This is a genomic window from Streptomyces sp. NPDC008125 (assembly GCF_042957125.1).
Classification (GTDB): domain Bacteria; phylum Actinomycetota; class Actinomycetes; order Streptomycetales; family Streptomycetaceae; genus Streptomyces.
Window position 1 is genome coordinate 220,749 of sequence record NZ_JBIBHR010000005.1, and the last position, 15,282, is coordinate 236,030.

General features: G+C 71.3%; 18 protein-coding genes and 1 pseudogene. 11 read left to right on the plus strand and 8 right to left on the minus strand.

Annotated features, from left to right (window positions below; genetic code table 11):
- Nucleotides 1-49 precede the first annotated feature (49 nt).
- The gene (locus tag ACFZAX_RS11020; RefSeq protein WP_390960760.1) at nucleotides 50-1,468 is read right to left on the minus strand and encodes a SpoIIE family protein phosphatase; all 1,419 of its coding nucleotides are present in this window, start codon (nucleotides 1,466-1,468) and stop codon (nucleotides 50-52) included.
- A 427-nt stretch (nucleotides 1,469-1,895) separates the two neighbouring features.
- Between ACFZAX_RS11020 and rpmG the strand changes: the two genes are divergently transcribed.
- Entirely contained in the window at nucleotides 1,896-2,060 is a 165-nt protein-coding gene (gene rpmG / locus ACFZAX_RS11025) for a 50S ribosomal protein L33 (RefSeq protein ID WP_390960761.1), read from the plus strand.
- A gap of 81 nt (nucleotides 2,061-2,141) precedes the next feature.
- Nucleotides 2,142-2,399 (plus strand): type B 50S ribosomal protein L31, encoded by a 258-nt coding sequence (locus ACFZAX_RS11030; RefSeq protein ID WP_390960762.1) that lies wholly within the window; start codon nucleotides 2,142-2,144, stop codon nucleotides 2,397-2,399.
- Between the two features lie 469 nt (nucleotides 2,400-2,868).
- Here the strand turns inward: ACFZAX_RS11030 and ACFZAX_RS11035 are convergent, their stop codons facing one another.
- On the minus strand, nucleotides 2,869-3,036 hold the full coding sequence (locus ACFZAX_RS11035; RefSeq protein WP_390960763.1) for a hypothetical protein: 168 nt from the start codon (nucleotides 3,034-3,036) through the stop codon (nucleotides 2,869-2,871).
- 119 nt (nucleotides 3,037-3,155) lie between these two features.
- Nucleotides 3,156-3,362 carry a hypothetical protein gene (locus ACFZAX_RS11040; RefSeq protein WP_390960764.1) on the minus strand — a complete coding sequence of 69 codons (207 nt, stop codon included), beginning with the start codon at nucleotides 3,360-3,362 and terminating at the stop codon, nucleotides 3,156-3,158.
- 134 nt (nucleotides 3,363-3,496) lie between these two features.
- Here ACFZAX_RS11040 and ACFZAX_RS11045 point away from each other — a divergent pair.
- Nucleotides 3,497-3,661: pseudogene (locus tag ACFZAX_RS11045) on the plus strand (IS701 family transposase); the annotation flags it as partial.
- A gap of 113 nt (nucleotides 3,662-3,774) precedes the next feature.
- Here the strand turns inward: ACFZAX_RS11045 and ACFZAX_RS11050 are convergent.
- The 3 genes from ACFZAX_RS11050 to ACFZAX_RS11060 all read right to left on the minus strand — a co-directional run bounded on the left by ACFZAX_RS11050 (nucleotide 3,775) and on the right by ACFZAX_RS11060 (nucleotide 6,393).
- Complete coding sequence (locus ACFZAX_RS11050; RefSeq protein ID WP_390961010.1) at nucleotides 3,775-4,386, minus strand: DUF1275 family protein; 612 nt, start codon at nucleotides 4,384-4,386, stop codon at nucleotides 3,775-3,777.
- A 248-nt stretch (nucleotides 4,387-4,634) separates the two neighbouring features.
- The gene (locus ACFZAX_RS11055) at nucleotides 4,635-5,684 is read right to left on the minus strand and encodes a Ca2+-dependent phosphoinositide-specific phospholipase C (RefSeq protein WP_390960766.1); all 1,050 of its coding nucleotides are present in this window, start codon (nucleotides 5,682-5,684) and stop codon (nucleotides 4,635-4,637) included.
- Between the two features lie 208 nt (nucleotides 5,685-5,892).
- Complete coding sequence (locus tag ACFZAX_RS11060) at nucleotides 5,893-6,393, minus strand: tetratricopeptide repeat protein (protein WP_390960767.1); 501 nt, start codon at nucleotides 6,391-6,393, stop codon at nucleotides 5,893-5,895.
- Nucleotides 6,394-6,538: 145 nt separating this feature from the next.
- Between ACFZAX_RS11060 and ACFZAX_RS11065 the strand changes: the two genes are divergently transcribed.
- The 7 genes from ACFZAX_RS11065 (at nucleotide 6,539) to lepB (ending at nucleotide 13,492) form a co-directional block, all read left to right on the plus strand.
- Nucleotides 6,539-7,396, plus strand: a complete 858-nt coding sequence (locus ACFZAX_RS11065; RefSeq protein WP_390960768.1) for a VanZ family protein — start codon at nucleotides 6,539-6,541, stop codon at nucleotides 7,394-7,396.
- A 1,868-nt stretch (nucleotides 7,397-9,264) separates the two neighbouring features.
- Nucleotides 9,265-10,050, plus strand: a complete 786-nt coding sequence (locus ACFZAX_RS11070) for a DUF4389 domain-containing protein (RefSeq protein WP_390960769.1) — start codon at nucleotides 9,265-9,267, stop codon at nucleotides 10,048-10,050.
- Between the two features lie 51 nt (nucleotides 10,051-10,101).
- A complete protein-coding gene (locus ACFZAX_RS11075) occupies nucleotides 10,102-10,617 on the plus strand; it encodes a DUF664 domain-containing protein (protein WP_390960770.1) in 516 nt (171 codons plus the stop codon).
- Between the two features lie 83 nt (nucleotides 10,618-10,700).
- On the plus strand, nucleotides 10,701-11,417 hold the full coding sequence (locus tag ACFZAX_RS11080) for a DUF4230 domain-containing protein (RefSeq protein WP_390960771.1): 717 nt from the start codon (nucleotides 10,701-10,703) through the stop codon (nucleotides 11,415-11,417).
- Nucleotides 11,418-11,564: 147 nt separating this feature from the next.
- Entirely contained in the window at nucleotides 11,565-12,083 is a 519-nt protein-coding gene (locus ACFZAX_RS11085) for a DinB family protein (RefSeq protein WP_390960772.1), read from the plus strand.
- A 140-nt stretch (nucleotides 12,084-12,223) separates the two neighbouring features.
- Nucleotides 12,224-12,535: a hypothetical protein gene (locus ACFZAX_RS11090; RefSeq protein WP_390960773.1), complete on the plus strand. Its 312-nt coding sequence runs from the start codon at nucleotides 12,224-12,226 to the stop codon at nucleotides 12,533-12,535.
- A gap of 117 nt (nucleotides 12,536-12,652) precedes the next feature.
- Complete coding sequence (lepB, locus tag ACFZAX_RS11095) at nucleotides 12,653-13,492, plus strand: signal peptidase I (protein WP_390960774.1); 840 nt, start codon at nucleotides 12,653-12,655, stop codon at nucleotides 13,490-13,492.
- Here the strand turns inward: lepB and ACFZAX_RS11100 are convergent.
- Nucleotides 13,459-13,899 (minus strand): protein-tyrosine phosphatase family protein, encoded by a 441-nt coding sequence (locus ACFZAX_RS11100; RefSeq protein ID WP_390960775.1) that lies wholly within the window; start codon nucleotides 13,897-13,899, stop codon nucleotides 13,459-13,461. The genes lepB and ACFZAX_RS11100 overlap by 34 nt on opposite strands.
- Before the next feature lie 11 nt (nucleotides 13,900-13,910).
- Nucleotides 13,911-14,159: a DUF6296 family protein gene (locus ACFZAX_RS11105; RefSeq protein ID WP_390960776.1), complete on the minus strand. Its 249-nt coding sequence runs from the start codon at nucleotides 14,157-14,159 to the stop codon at nucleotides 13,911-13,913.
- A 252-nt stretch (nucleotides 14,160-14,411) separates the two neighbouring features.
- Here ACFZAX_RS11105 and ACFZAX_RS11110 point away from each other — a divergent pair, with 252 nt between their 5' ends.
- Nucleotides 14,412-15,248, plus strand: coding sequence for a PepSY domain-containing protein (locus ACFZAX_RS11110; protein WP_390960778.1), 837 nt, complete (start codon nucleotides 14,412-14,414; stop codon nucleotides 15,246-15,248).
- The last annotated feature ends 34 nt before the right edge of the window (nucleotides 15,249-15,282 follow it).

The following is a 15,282-nucleotide window of genomic DNA, read 5'->3' on the forward strand; positions in this document are numbered from 1 at the left end:
CCGCGAGGCGCAGGGTGCCACGTGTCGGGTACGTGCCGGGTTTCCGGTGTCAGCCGGCGATGCGGGCGACCAGCACGGATCCCTCGACCGGGCGATCCTCCCCGCCGAACCCCTCGGCGACGGTTTGTACGCATTCGGCTGCCGTAAGGGACCGGGAGAAGCGTGGCGCCAGCCCGAGCAGCTTCTCGGGGGCCGCGCCACGGGCCGCGGCCGGGTCCGGTCCGTCGGTGCGCAACAGGAGTACGTCGCCGGGAAGCAACCGTACGGTCTCCTGCCCGTAGGCGATTCCCGGCACGGCGCCCAGGAGCACCCCGTCGGGAGGGAGCAGCGGGGCACCGGAGCCCCCGCGGAACAGCAGAGGGGCGGGGTGTCCCGCCTGCGCCCAGGTCAGGAGGTTGGCGGAGGGATCGAAGAGCCCGCACAGGGCGCTGCCCAGGGTCGGCTGGACCGAGGCCTGGAGCAGCTGGTTCAGATGGGTCAGCAGTGCCCGGGGCTCGACGCCCGCCACCGCCATGCCCCGCAGCGCGCCCAGCACCATGGCCATGGAGGAAGCCGCCGGAATGCCGCGCCCGCTGAGGCTGCCGATGGTGAGCAGGGTTCTGCCGTCCGGCAGGGCCATGGCGTCGTACCAGTCCGTGCCGGTGGTCGGGCCGCATGCCCGTGACGGCAGCAGACGGGCGGCGACGTCCATGACGGCGCCGGATCCGCCACGCACCGGTCCCAGCGAGTCGTGCGGGGAGGGCAGCACGGCCTGATGCAGTTCGACCGCGATCCGGCGCTCGGTCCTCGCGATGTCGTCCTGCCGGTGCAGGGAGTCCCTGGTGCGGACTTCGAGCTGCCGGCTGTCGCTCAGCGCGCTGACGTCGCGCAGGACCGCCCACAGGGAGACGGTGCGGCCCTCGGGGTCCAGCACCGGCTCGCCCATGGCGTGGAGGGTCCGCGTCCTGCCGTCCGGACGGCGGATGCGGAACTCGCCGTCCATCGGCTTTCCGTCGATCAGGCAGTTGGTCACCATGGAGGTGAGCAGGGGCTGGTCCTCGGGGACGAGGACGGTGGGCAGCTCGTCCAGGGAGAGCGGACCCGCGTCCACGTCCCGGCCGAAGATCTCGTAGAGCTCGGCGGACCATTCGACGCCGTCGTCGAGGAGGTTCCACTCGGCACTGCCCGCCCTGCCGGACAGTGGGCCGCCCTGCTCCTCTTCGGCAGGACCGGTGTCCGGGGCCGGCGCGGGCGACCCCTCCCTGAGCTGTCCGAGGCGGGCGCCGAGGTCGTCGAGGTGGTGGGCGGCGAGCTCGCAGAGTGCGCGCTGCCAGCGCTGGTGGGGGTCGTCCTCGTCGATGACCACGGCGGCTCGGCACACCGAGTCCAGGTCTCCGCGCAGTCGGCGTGCGCGGTTGATCATCGCGTCGACGGCGTCCCGCTCGGACGGTCGTACCGCCGGGCGGTCCGCGAAGAGGGGGGACGGCATCTCGAACTCCGATACAGACGCTGCTGCCGGTTCTCGGGGAGGAACGGGAGAGGAACCGAGGATGACTGTGACACAGGGGAGTGGAGCCCGTAAGGGGTTTGGCGACACTCGTGGCGTTCTTGCGCGTGGCATATGTCAGCGGCTGACGCGAAGAAGTGTACTTCGAACGTCCCTTCGGGGGTGGGGAGTTGGTCTGAGGTGAAATGGTCCGTCGAGGGGCATCGGGGAGGATCCGCGCCTGCGGACTGCGATTCCGGCGGGTTCCGGAGACGTCCCGGGGGACGGGCCCAAGGGGTGATCCGCAGGGTGATCCGTGGGGTATCCAGGGGCGGGAATGCCGCCCGGGTTGCTCGTGTTATCCGACCAGAATGAAAACGACACCCATCCCGGACAAGGGAAAGGGCGTCGTCCAGCGGAGGAGGCATTCATGGCACGCAGCGAATCCAGGCCGGTCGTCACCCTCCGGTCCACGGCGGGGACCGGGCAGAGCTACGTCACGCGGAAGAACCGGCGCAACGACCCGGACCGGCTGGAACTGCGGAAGTTCGACCCGGTGGCCGGCCACCACGTGGTCTTCCGCGAAGCCCGCTGAGCCGGGGGCCCGCTGGGCCCCTGAACCGCAGGACCCTTCGAACCGCACCGTCCGCCGTACCGCACGGGAAGGAACACCTCCATGCAGCAGCACATCCACCCCACCACCCGTTCCGTCGTCTTCCGTGACCGCGCCGCAGGCGTCGCCTTCCTCACCCGCTCGACCGCCGACGCGACCGAGCGCGTGGAGTGGGAGGACGGCCGGACCTATCCGGTGATCGACGTCGAGACCTCGTCGGCGAGCCACCCGTTCTACACGGGCACGCGTCGGGTGCTGGACACGGCGGGGCGGATCGACCGCTTCCGTCGCCGCTACGGTGACGTCGCGGCCGGACGCTGACGGGCGGGGCCGGGACAGCGGGTCCCGGCCGCTCCGGGCCGGTCGCGGTCGGCCGGGCCCGTGCCCCGGGTCACACCGGGGAGGCCGGCGTCCGGGAACACCCACGAACGGTTTATCGTTCACCTATACGTGGTGCGAGGGGGACAGTGTCCCCGGGCCTCACCTTTCGCCCATGGGGAAGATCGTTCGGCTGAAGCCCCATGGAGCAACCCGCCGAGAGGCGACCGCCCCTCGCACCTCATGAACGGCCCCGGCCGGATTCCCCCGATCCGGCCGGGGCTTTCCCTTGCCCGGGGGAGCCCGTGCCGGCGGTTGCGGCAGACCAGCAGCCACCCTGCCCGGGCCGTCTGCGGCCACCGCCTGATCTTCGTTTGCCGACACGACTCACGATGATCACCGGTGGCCGCGGCCGTCTCCCCGCCGGCCTGGGGCAGGGCGAGAAGCCCTTCAGCGGGCATGACGCGATGGCTCACCCCGAGGCGCGTCGGAGCTGTCGCGCACGGTACGGGGCGCGCACCAGGGCGATCTCGGTTCCGTGGTGCAGCAGTTCCTGGTTGACCCACCGGACGGCGGCGAGGCGCTTGTACGCAAAGTCGAACTGCTCCAGCAACGGGATCGGGCGCGGTGGCGTAGTCATCTCACGTTCCTGTGATGAGCGAGCTCGTAGGTGGGTCTGCTGCTCCTCGCCCTGAGCCGTAGATCGTGATGTCGCCGGTCGAGGCGGCGCTCAGCACTGCCTGGTGGGGCCGCGGGTGGTTAGCTGCTGATCTCTCGGTCCGCCAGAAGTTCCTTGATGCGTGCGTCAACCTGTTGGCGGTCATAGCCCCGCCCCACGATCTGGAACGGCGGCGGGCCGACCGGCGAGTCAACTTCGGACAGGGTTCCGAGACAGCGGTCGACCTGATGGCGGTCGTAGCCCCGCCACATCAGATCGAAGCCACGGAACTCGGACGATGTCGACACTTCGCACCCGCTCCAACCCGTTAGAAGACGAGTGCAACCACTGTTGATCATCGGTGTGTGAACACTCAAGACCATGCGGTGGCCGCGGGACACAGCGTAGACCCTGCCCGGTGGAGGAGGCATTTGAGGACCTGATGGGCCGGTTCGCAGGCCGGTTCGCCAGGGCTGAACCCCGGCGTCGACAGGGAGGTTGGTACTTGGGCTGTTTTTGGACCTGCCGCGCAAGACCTGTTGGACAACCGCCGAGTGGGCGGGGGGAGGCCACTCCGGACGGCATGCAACACCTGCTCGACCGGGCCGGGCCGGGTGGGAGGCTCAAGCTGTCCGTCGGCGCCAAGGGGCGCCGCTTCTACGGCTGGGCCTGAAGTGCGCAGTGGCCCACTGTGACGCTCAGCTACCTCAGGAATGAAGATCACGGTCTACGGCTGGAGTACCAGCGGTGTCCGGCCGCCTCCAGGACCAGTGCCCCCAGGACCGGGAACACCGCCACGGAAGCGGCACCCGGCGGCCACCACCGTGTCGCCGCGGCGGCCAGCGCGGCACCGGCCACCACGGCGGCCAGCCGCCCGAACACCCGGATGTCGTCCCGGACCGGTCGACCGAGCGCCAGCCGTCCCGTCAGCGAGGTCAGCGTGCCGGTGAAGTAGTTGGTCGGGGTCGCCCGGACCATCCCCTGGACTCCCATGGCCACCGCCACGGCGGCGACCAGCCCGTTCCGTTCCGTTCCCGAGGTGACGAGCCCCAGCCCCCACGCCGTGGCCCCGGCGCCCAGCAGGACCACCTCGACCAGGAGCAGAGCCGCCACCGGCCACCCCCACCGCCGCGCCATCAACGCGCCGCACCCGGCCCCGGCCACGTACGACACGAGCGCGGCGCCCACGTGCGTCGCGGAGCCCTCCTCGCCCGCTCCCGTCGCCGAAGCACCCAGCAGTACGAGATTTCCGGTCATCACGCCCGCGAAGACCTGCCCGGCGCAGAGGAAGACGAACGCGTCGGCCGCTCCGGAGGCTCCCGAGAGCAGCAGTTGGGCCCAGGCGACGCGGCCGGCCGGGGCGTCCCCGGCCGGAGGGCCGGGCGGGGGAGGGGAGGAAGAGGCCACCCGGGCATTCTCGGCGCGGCGGCGGCGGGAGACCGCGCACCCTCGCACCCGGGCGTGCCGGAGGACGCGCGCCAACTGCCACCCGCGCGTGCCGGGGCGACGCGCGCCACGCGGCCGTACGCACCCTCCGGCGAGTTGCCGGGGTGCTTACGGCCGTGTGGCCCGGGGGACGGTCAGCCGGCCGCGCGCGGGACCACCGTGGACAGCACGTCGGTCAGTGCGTGCCAGTCCGCCGAGATGATGCTGGCGTGCCGCCCCGCGAGAAGGGTGAGCCGGCCCAGGGCCTCGGCGGGCGTCGGGTCGGTGCCGTCGATGGCGGGGGCCACAGCGTTCGCGTCAGTCATCAGCACCAGGTACTGGTGGCGGGCGTACCAGGAGGTGTCGACGGAGCCGCCTGCGTACGCGGAGGCATCTCCGTCGAATATCACGAACCAGGGGCGGAGGGAGGCGTCGCTGTATCGCGTACGGGGGTCACCGGCCTGCGCCGTGTGCACGGCGGGGAAGGCCGAAGCCTCGCGCAGCCGGCCCGCGGCGGCGAGGTCGCGCAGCCGCGTGGCGTACTCGCGGTCCGTCCAGAGGGTGTCGAGCGGGTTGCCCTCCTCGACCGTTCCGGGGATCAGCTCCACCAGGAAACGGCCCGCCAGCGCGTCGCGCGTGGGCCAGCCCCCGGAGGTGACGGCCTCGTCGAGCGTGGCGTGCGAGCCCGTGAGATCGGCCGGGCGGTAGAGCGCGTCGCCGAGCTTCGCCGTGAGCAGCGCGTCCAGTTCGGCCGGGCCGCGGCCGCTCGTGCCGAGAAACCCGTCCTTGAGCTCGACCTTCAGCACGATGGGCCGGTGCCCCGGGTGGGCGTCGTGCCAGGCGCGGATGTCGGAGAGGCAGCCGGCGAGGTTCTGGTTGCGCGGCCTGCTGCGCAGCTCGGCGGCGCTCGCCGCGTTCTCGCAGTTGTTGTCGTTGCCGAGCGGGTTGCTGTGGGAGACCCGCCACGAACTGCCGAACGCGTTCGTCCACACGTCGAGTTCGAGCATCGCCGCCCCGGAGTCGAGCGCGTCGGCGAAGTAGGTGAACGTCGACTTCTCGTACGCGTTGTGCACCCCGACGCCCGTCGTCGCTCCGTACGAGCTGCCGCCCTGGCCGGTGGCGGACTGTGCGCTGCCGGCCGAGACCGCCACGCAGAACACTCCGGCCGCGGCGGCCGTCACCCACCGGCGCCATCCCTGCTTCATGGACCCTCACCCTCACCCACGGTCTCGAAGTTGATGCGGACGCGTCAACAAGGGGCACGATAGGAGGCGTGGATGACCTTCGGGAGTACGCGAACCGGCCGTTCGGGGAGCACCGGCTGTCCGCGCGGCAGCCCCGGCGACGGCCCGGCGGAAGCGGCGTCCCGCGGGGAGTGCGGAAGCGGCGTTCCGGAAAACCCCTGGGGCCGGGTCACACCGTCCCGTCGAGACCGGTCGCGTAGTGCTCGATGGCGGCGCGGTACTGCCGCACGTACGGGTCCTCGCTGGTCGACGCGACGAGCCGCAGCAGCAGGCCCATCGCCTCGTGGTGTTCACCGGTGTTGTACAACGCCATCGCCAGGAACGTGTGCAGCGCCCCGTCGTCGGGGAACTCCGCCACTCCCTGACGGAGCGTCTCGACGGCCTGCCCGTATCTGCCGAGCACCCGGTAGGTGCTGCCGAGGCCGACGAGCGCGCCGCGCCGGTCCTCCTCGCCGAGGCGACCGACCGACAGGCTGCGCTCGTAGTAGGCCACCGCCTCGGCCTCCAGGCCGAGGGCGTCGTGCGCCCAGGCCGTCTGGTAGGCGACCTCCGCGTCCTGCGGGAACCGCGCCGTCAGGGCGAGCAGGCGTTCCCTGGCCTCTTCCCTGCGGCCCTCCGTACGCAGCCGTACGGCGTCGGCCAGCAGTTCGTCCCTCTTCGATGAACTCATGGGCGCCATCGTCGCAGGCGCCGTGCGGCCGTCGTCGTGCGCCCCGGCGTGTGCGCCCCGGGGTGGGGCGTCGCACGGGGCGAAGTTCCTCGGACCAGGGGCCGGATCGTGGTGTGACCTGGCTTGGCGGGGGCATCCGAGGGCCATGACCGCTGACGCGAACCGCACTGTGCGGAAGAGGAATTGGGCGCACACGCTGCTGCGCGCCGGCATTCTGGTGGTGGCCTTCGTCGGCCTCGTCGCCTTCTCCGTCGTCCTGGCGAAAGTGACGCTCACCCCGTCACCCGCGTCGGCCGGGATCGCCCATTCCAACATGACGCCCGGCCGCTCACTCCGGCAGTACGCCGAGGACTACACCTTCCTCGCGGCCTGCAAGCAGGCGGGCGGAAACATCCTGCTCGGCGCCCCCTTCGGGGTGCTGCTGCCGATTCTCGTACCGCGCCGCCTCCGGATGCTCCGCATGGTCCTCCTCACCGTCGTGGTCATGGTGGTCGTGGAACTGGCCCAGGGGGCGGTCGTGCAGGGGCGCGCCTTCGACATCGACGACGTCATCCTCAACACCACCGGTGCCCTGCTCGGCTATCTGGTCGTGGGGCGTCGGATCAGCCATCACTACCACTCCTTCGTGACCGTCCGGACCGAGCCTGCCCCGGCGTCCGCTCCGGTCGCCGAGGACGCGCCCGGCAGGCCGGCCGCCGCACGCGCGGGTGACGTCAAGGGGTTCAGGGCGAGGGTGGCCGGTGCGTCGGCGAGGGCCGGCGTGTCCCGGACCACACCGAAGGCGCGAGCCGCCGACGGGACCCGGCGCCCGGCGAAGGCTCCGGCCGTCGCCACGGACAAAAGCGCCGGGAAGGCGTCCGTCGCCACGGACAAGAGCTCCGGGAAGGCGTCCGTCGTCGCGGGCAAGCACCCCGGGAAGGCATCGGCCGAGGCCGTCGGGGGCGCCGGGGCGGTGCGGCCCGGGGGCGGGCGCACCCTGCTGGAGAGGCTCCGCAACCGCTGACCGGGGCGGCAGGGCCTCCCGGTCGGCGGAGACCGCGGTCCCCGAGGTACCGCGGAGCCGGGTTGTCGTGGTCACGGGCCGGGCCGGGCCCCTCGCCCGGTCCGGCCCGCGCCGTACCGCTGTGCCGCATCCGTCAACTCCCCGACCCCCACGGGGGCAGTGGGCCGGGCCCTGAGGACGGAGCGCGTGACGGCGGTGCGCGAGGCCCGATGGCGGGCCGCAGGGGCCTGTCGGGCTGTTCGCAGGCGGTGCGCCCACACGTCCGGAGAGGCAGGGCCGGCCAGTGACCGAAGTCCGGGCCGTATCGCCCGGATTCCGTCTTCCGGCATTCTCGTTTCCGTCCGGTGGCGCGCGCGGGGCGCGGCCGACCGGATCGACGGAGCGCCGGCCTCGGCTCCGGCGGTATTCCGCCGCCCGGCGCACGCCGTGGTCTTCGTCCCGCCGGACGCGTTCGTGGACGGCGTCGGCGCAGGGGTTTACGCGTTTCGCGGATCGTTTGTTACGGGTTCGCCAGCAGGCCGGGACGCTCGCGGCCGCCGCGGGCGAATCGTTCCGGTACTCGTCGGTGACGGTCCGGCCGGCGCGCGACCGGGCGTCGGCCCGTCACCGCCCATACTCCCCGGGGGACGAACGCAAGGTCTCAACGAGCCTTCGAGTGAACCGCGTTGCCCAAGGGCTTGCCGGAGAACAACATGTGGGCCAACAGCGCGCTGACCTGCGAGCGCAGGTGGCAGAACCCGCAGATCATTTCCCGGCAGGCCCTTGGTCCGACGCGTGCCCCGAAACCCTCCTTCCGTAGGCCGGTGGCGGAGCGGCCCATCGCGCGGAGGAGGCGTCCCCGAAGGGACGAGCCACGGGAGCGGCGGCGAGGCCGGTCGTGGCGGGAACTGCTCCGAGGAGCAGGCGGAACGCGTACCGCATGTGAACGGAAAGCGGAGGAAGGCGCCTGCCCGGCCCCTGCCGACCGGGCGTGCCCCTACGGCACGCCGACTGATGGAACCCCTCCCACTGGCCGGCCATGACGCCAGAGCGTCAACTGATGTCGGTGGGCAGGGAGGTTCTGGCCTCCGGCAATCGAATTTATTCGACTCTTCGAGTCTCTTGACTCCGAATTTCCCTCTCCGCATGCTGGGAGCGCTCCCACCCGTTCAATTCTTGTGCTCAGTCTCCGCACACCCAGTGCACACCCCCAGGAACATGAGAGTCGCGAGGAGGAAACCGCGCGTGCCACCGGGACGCCCACGAAGTGCGCGGGCATCGATGAGATCCGGGAAACCCCCGAAAAGCGGAGCGCGATCACGCGGGCCGTGGACCGCGCTCGCAACGGATCTCCTCCTCCCCCCGGGGACGACCGCAGTGGCCGGGACCCAGGCCCAGGCGGCCTCCGTCCAGTGCGGTGTGGACCGCAGGACCCACGACTGGGGCTCGGGCTGCGCCCGGACGCCCCCCTACCGTGCCGCCAAGTCCGCCGACGCCGACGCCAGGACGGTCGCCCACGGGCGCTTCGACGGTACGAGGGGCCACTACCAGGACGACGCGGGCATCGCGGTCCCCGGAACCCGTGCCGACTGGCCCGCGTCGACATCCCCGTCTTCACCTGCCACCGGTTCTGGGCTCAGGCCGGCATCGCACTCGCGCCGGGAGCCAATTCCGACCTCCTGGAGTGAGCGATCAAGAGCAGGCGGAGGTGCGGGTTGAACGGGACGCCCCGCACCTCCGCCGTTCCACCCCCCGGCGGGCCCGCCCCTGGCCCGTCGGGGACACCCGTTCGGACCCCGGCGGATTGCTCCGACGGGTGCGCCGCGTCAGGTTGGCGGTGACGTCCACCGCGCCGGAGGCGCGCCGGGTACCCGCCGAGGAGGAGCCGTATGGCCGACGGCCAGTGGAGCCCGGGCCACGTCTCACCCGGAGTGCCGGAGTTCCAGCCCGTCCTGGACGTCGTGGAGCCCGTGCGGCAGCGCCGGCTCACCGTACTGCTCCGGTCCCTGCTTCTCCTCCCGCACTTCGTGGTCCTTTTCTTCCTCTCGATAGCGGCGGCGGTCATGGTCGTCGTCGGCTGGTTCTCGGCGCTCGTCCTCGGCCGCCTGCCCGAGCCCGTCTTCCGCTTCCTCGCCGGGCGACTCGGCTACCAGACACGCGTCCTCGCCAACGAGATGCTGCTGGTGGACCGCTGTCCGCCCTTCTCCTTCAGCCCGCCGGGGGACTACCCCGTACGCGTCGAGGTGCGCCCCACCGATCTCAACCGGCTCGCCGTCCTCTTCCGGCTGCTCCTGATGATTCCCGCGCTGGTCGTCCAGTCCCTCGCCGTCACCGGCTGGTTCGCCCTGGGCTTCGTGTGGTGGCTGGTCACCCTGATCCTCGGCCGCATGCCCAAGCCCCTGTTCGAAGCCACCGCCGCCACCCTGCGCTACCAGATGCGGTTCGAGGCCTACGCGTCGATGCTCACCCCCGCCTACCCCAAGGGCCTCTTCGGCGACGACGGCCTTCAGGTCGTCCCGTACGGCACCGGCTCCGCCACCCGCCCGCTGGTCCTGAGCCGGGCCGACGGGATGTTCGTCGTCCTCTTCCTCGTGGTCGGCCTCGCGAGCAGCGTCACCTGGTCGACCGCCCCCCACGGCGACGAGCCTTCGGGCACCTACCGGTTGCTCCGGTGACCGTCGGAAAACGAGGTCGCGGTCCGGGTCGGCCTCGGGCATGATCTCCCGATGACATGGACAGCACCTGATCCGGAAACCACCCCCGACGCCCTGAACGCCCCGGAGCGCGAGACCCTGACCGCGTTCCTCCATTCCTACCGCGCCGGCCTGCTGCGCAAGTGCGCCGGGCTGACCGGCGAGCAACTGGCGCGGCAGACCACCGAACCCTCCAATCTCAGCCTGCTCGGCCTCGTGCGGCACATGGCCAAGGTGGAACGCATCTGGTTTCGTGAGCGGTTCGCCGGCCAGGACCTGCCTCCGATGTACGACCCGGCCAAGGGCAAGGACGCGGACTTCGAGGACCTCGTTCCCGAGCGCGCCCAGGACGACTACGCACGGCTGCTGGAGGAGATCCGGCTGGCGGACGAGACGGTCGCCGACGCTTCGCTCGACGACACCTTCGTCCATCGTGGGGAGACGTACTCACTTCGGCTGATCCACGTCCACCTCATCGCGGAGTACGCCCGCCACGCCGGCCACGCCGACCTGCTGCGGGAGCGGCTGGACGGTGTGACCGGCGACTGAAGCCCACCCGATTCTTCCCGGAACAGCGCGAGTTGGGGGCGCGTGGGTGGACTGAACCGGCGCGTACGGGTCAGACGAGCGGTATGACGTCCACCGGTACCGAACCAGACAGCTCCGAGCGGCACGGCGACGGGCCCGCCGCCCGCCCGGCCGCGAAGAAGCGGGGATGGGTCAAACCTCTCGGCATCTGCGCCGTGGTGCTGGCCCTCCTCTTCGCCGGCACCCGGCTCAGCCTCGTGCCGGGCCTGGGCGACCTCTTCGGTGAGAAGACCAACGACCGGTCCGGGCCCGCCGTGCTCAAGTCGATCCAGGACATGAGCGCCTACGAAGCGGCCTCCGGCAACTTCCAGGTCGTCGTGGACCTCGAGAAGGACGCCAAGTTCCTCCCCGACGCGATCCGGGGTACACGCACCCTCTATGTCGGCGCCGGTACCGTCGGCGCCTCCGTGAATCTCGGCAAGGTCGCCGAGAACGGGGTCGTCGTCAACGACGACCGTACGGAGGCCACCCTCACCCTGCCGCACGCGGTCCTCGGCAAGCCCGCCCTCGACCCCGACCGTTCCTACTCGGTCTCCAAGCAACGCGGCCTGCTCGACCGCCTCGGCGACTTCTTCTCCGACAACCCGGGCAGCGAGCAGGCGGTCAACAAGCTCGCGGCCCAGCACATCGCGGAGGCGGCGAAGGAGAGCGGCCTCACCGGGAGGGCCGAGAAGAACACCGCCAACATGCTCAAAGGTCTGCTCACCTCGCTCGGGTTCACGAAGGTCACCGTCACCTTCGGCACACCCGGAGCCTCCTGAGGGCCGTACGCCTTCCCGGTCGCCGATCGGTGCGTCGACGTCTTCTGCCGTCAACGCACCGATCGACGGGGTGCCCGCCGTCCTTCCGTTCGACGAGCGGGGCCCGGTGGTGGTGCGGCCGGGCGGCTCGCTTGTCAGAGTGGACGGATGAACACATCAGATCTGCTCACCGATGCCTTCGGCCGGGTGCGGGAAGCGGTGCACGCTGCCGCCGAAGGGCTCTCCGCCGACGAACTCAACGCCCGGACCGATGAGGGGGCCAACTCCATCGCTTGGCTCGTTTGGCACTTGACCCGGGTCCAGGACGACCATGTCGCGGACGCCTCCGGCGGCGAACAGGTCTGGTTCACCGACGGGTGGGCCGACCGGTTCGATCTCCCGTTCGACCGAGCCGAGACGGGGTACGGACACACCGGCAAGGAAGTCGGCGCCGTGCGGGTCGCCTCGGCCGACCTGCTGCTCGGCTACCACGACGCCGTCCACGAACGCACCCTGGCCTTCGTCGGCGGACTCACCGGCAAGGCGCTGGACCGGGTCGTCGACGAGGCGTGGTCCCCGCCCGTGACCCTCGGCGTCCGTCTTGTCAGCGTGGTGGCCGACGACCTCCAGCACGCCGGACAGGCCGCCTTCGTGCGCGGAGCGCTCGCGCGTGCACATCGCGGATGATCGATCGACCGCACGGCATAAAGACCAGGTCAGAGGTGTGCACAGTCCCGGCGTCGCACACCGGTGCGAGCTCGGGATGGCGGTGCCATACTCGAAAGCAGCCAGTAGGCAGGCTTGGCATTGTCGAAAGGCGAGACGTCATGAACTGGGCATCGTGGACAACCAGTGGCGTCTTCGCGGGAGCCGGCGGAGTGAGCACCGCCGAGGTGGGCATCGTGACCGGGGATCTGACCGTGCACACGACGTGGTCGGACGAGCAGGCGGCCGTGGCCGTGCAGTTCAGCGGATCCTCCGATTGGTTCACCATGGCGGGCAGCCCCGTTCCGTGCTTCTCCGAAGAGGAGAGCCGCACCTTCCATCAGAGCGTGGTCGAGGCCGTGCGCGCCGGCGCGGGCGCGATGGTTCCCCCACCGCGGGGCGCGCCCGCCCCCGCGCCACCCTCCATCGCGTAGAAGCGCCCGACCGCCCAGTGCCGCGACCGGCGAGGCCAGTACCGTCGCGGCACTAGAGTCGCTCACGCAACCGTACCGAGCGGGTACGGAGGGTGAGCGTGGTCGAGGAGCGGTGCGATGACAGGGGCGGACGTGTTGCGGAGGAAGCCGGGAAGGCGGGCGGGGCCGGAGAAGCAGCGTCCCCTCTGGGTGGAGATTCCCCTGCTCGTCGTGGTCGCGCTCTGCCTCGCGTTGCTCATCAAGACCTTCCTGGTGCAGGCGTTCTCCATCCCCTCCGCGTCCATGCAGAACACCCTGCAGGAAGGGGACAGGGTCCTTGTCGACAAGCTGACCCCGTGGTTCGGCTCGGAGCCCGAGCGGGGCGAGGTCGTCGTCTTCCACGACCCCGACGGCTGGCTGACGGGCGTCGAAGCCCAGCAGCCCAATGTCGTCCAGCAGGCGCTGACCTTCGTCGGGCTGATGCCGTCGGCAGAGGAGAAGGACCTGATCAAGCGGGTGATCGGGGTGGGCGGAGACACCGTCGAGTGCTCCGGCACCGGCCCGCTCCGGCTCAACGGCACGGCGCTGGACGAGCCGTACGTCTACCCCGGCAACACCGCGTGCAGCCCGGGCGGGGACGGTGAGTTCAAGGTGACGGTCCCCGACGGAAAGATCTGGGTGATGGGCGACCACCGTCAGGCCTCCGCCGACTCCCGCTACCACCAGCACGACAAGAACGGGGGCATGGTCCCCGAGGACGAGGTGGTCGGACGGGCCGTCGTGGTCGCCTGGCCGGTAGGCCGCTGGGCGACCCTGCCGATCCCGGCGACGTTCAGCCGGCCTGGCATCGAATCGGCGGCCGTCCCCGATGCCCTCGCCCTCACCGGCGCGCTCCCGCTCCTGGCGGTGCGACGCCGGTGGAGGGCAGGCGGCACCGACGGCCCTCAGGCGGAGCGGTCCCCGAAGCGCAGGACGTAGCGCCGCTGCCACGGGGTTTCCACCGCGCCCGGGTGGTAGTGCTCCCGCACGAAGCCGACCGCCTCGTCCGGGCGCACCCCGTCAAGCACCGCCAGGCACGCCAGGGCCGTGCCCGTACGCCCCCGGCCGCCCGCGCACGCGACCTCCACCCGCTCACCTGCGGCGCGGGCCCACACCTCGTCCAGCAGGGTCTGGGCCGCCCCGTGGTCGGCCGGGAGGCGGAAGTCGGGCCATCGCAGCCAGCGCGATTCCCACGCCACCGGTTCGGGTTCACGGCCCAGCAGTCGCACCGAGAACTCCGGGACAGGTCCCTCGGGCAGCGGACGACGCAGTCCCCGGCCGCGCACGAGGCGCCCCGAGGGCAGCCGCAGAACACCCGGGGCGGCCGGATCCCATACTTCGCTCATCCCCCCCATTCTCACTCCGCGGGAGGCGCCTCGGAGCTCAGGGGGCGCGCCAGCAGAGGAGCGCCGGGCACCTGGTGGCCGCCGCTGGCCAGCATCCGTACCTCGCCCCTGGCGCTGATCTCGGCGCGGACGATGCCGGTCTCGTCCTCGTACACGGGATGTCCTCCCGCCCCCGCACGCTCGGTCATCCGGACGACGACGACGTCGTCCTCCGCGCCGAGTGTCTGGAAGATCAGCTCAAAACGTTCCGGATAGTCCATGTGGGCCTCCCGATCGGGCACGACGGACGCCGGACCCCTTGGATTCCATTGTTTCCCAGCGTCGCCCTCCGCGCCCGGTCAAGGGAAGGGCAGGTTCGGCCGCGCGGCGGGCGTCCGGCGGCCGACGGCACCGCGACGCCATTGTCCGGGACGACGGCGGACGAGCCCAACGGGCGGAGCGGTCCGGTCGATCGGGTGACTCGGTGCCGGGGCACAACATGACTGATCGCCGCCCGGGCTAGGCATGCGCACATGAGACTAGATCCCCCACAGACGAACCGTGCCTCCTCGCGTGCCCGCACTCTCCGCGCGGTCGGCGCCGTCGTGTGCGCCGTCCTCGCCTCGGCGATGGTCACGGGCTGCGGATCGGACGGTGACTCCGTGTCGGCGTCGGCGACTTCGGAGGCCGCGAAGGTCGTACCGCACCAGGCCACCACCACGCCGGCCTCTCCCAGCCCGTCCGCGACCAAGCTGACGCAGGAGCAGCAGAAGCGCAGGGACGTGCTCGACGCCACGAAGATCACCTTCGACAAGGCGGCCAAGACCGCGGTGGACGCGGTCTCCGGCAGCAAGCTGGTCGACCTGGAGCTCGGCGGGCTCGACGACGACGAGGACGAGGACGCCAGCCCCAGTCCCAGCCCGACCGGGAGCCCGAGCCCGACGAGCAGCCCGAGCCCGACCGGCAGCCCGAGTCCCACGGGCAGCCCGAGCCCTACGGGCAGCGCCGGCGATCCGGAGTGGGTCGCCAAGGTCGCGGAGAAGGACGGTACCGCACACAGCGTCCGGATCAACGCGGTCACCGGCAAGGTCCTCGGCACCACCGAGGACGACGACCAGTCCGCCGACGACAAGAGCCAGCTGGCCGGGATGATCGGCAAGGCCACCCAGACACCGGAGCAGGCGGCGAAGACGGCCACCGACAAGCAGAAGGGCTGGGTGACCTCGCTCGGGCTGGACGAGAACGACGACGACGTCCTCGTCTGGCAGGTCGACGTCGTCGATTCCGACTGGAACCAGACCGACTTCGAGATCGACGCCGCCAAGGGGACGATCGTCGGTGAAGTGACCGAGGAGACCGAGGAGAACTGATTCCCCGGCCGTTACCTCCGATTCGGTGGTGTGC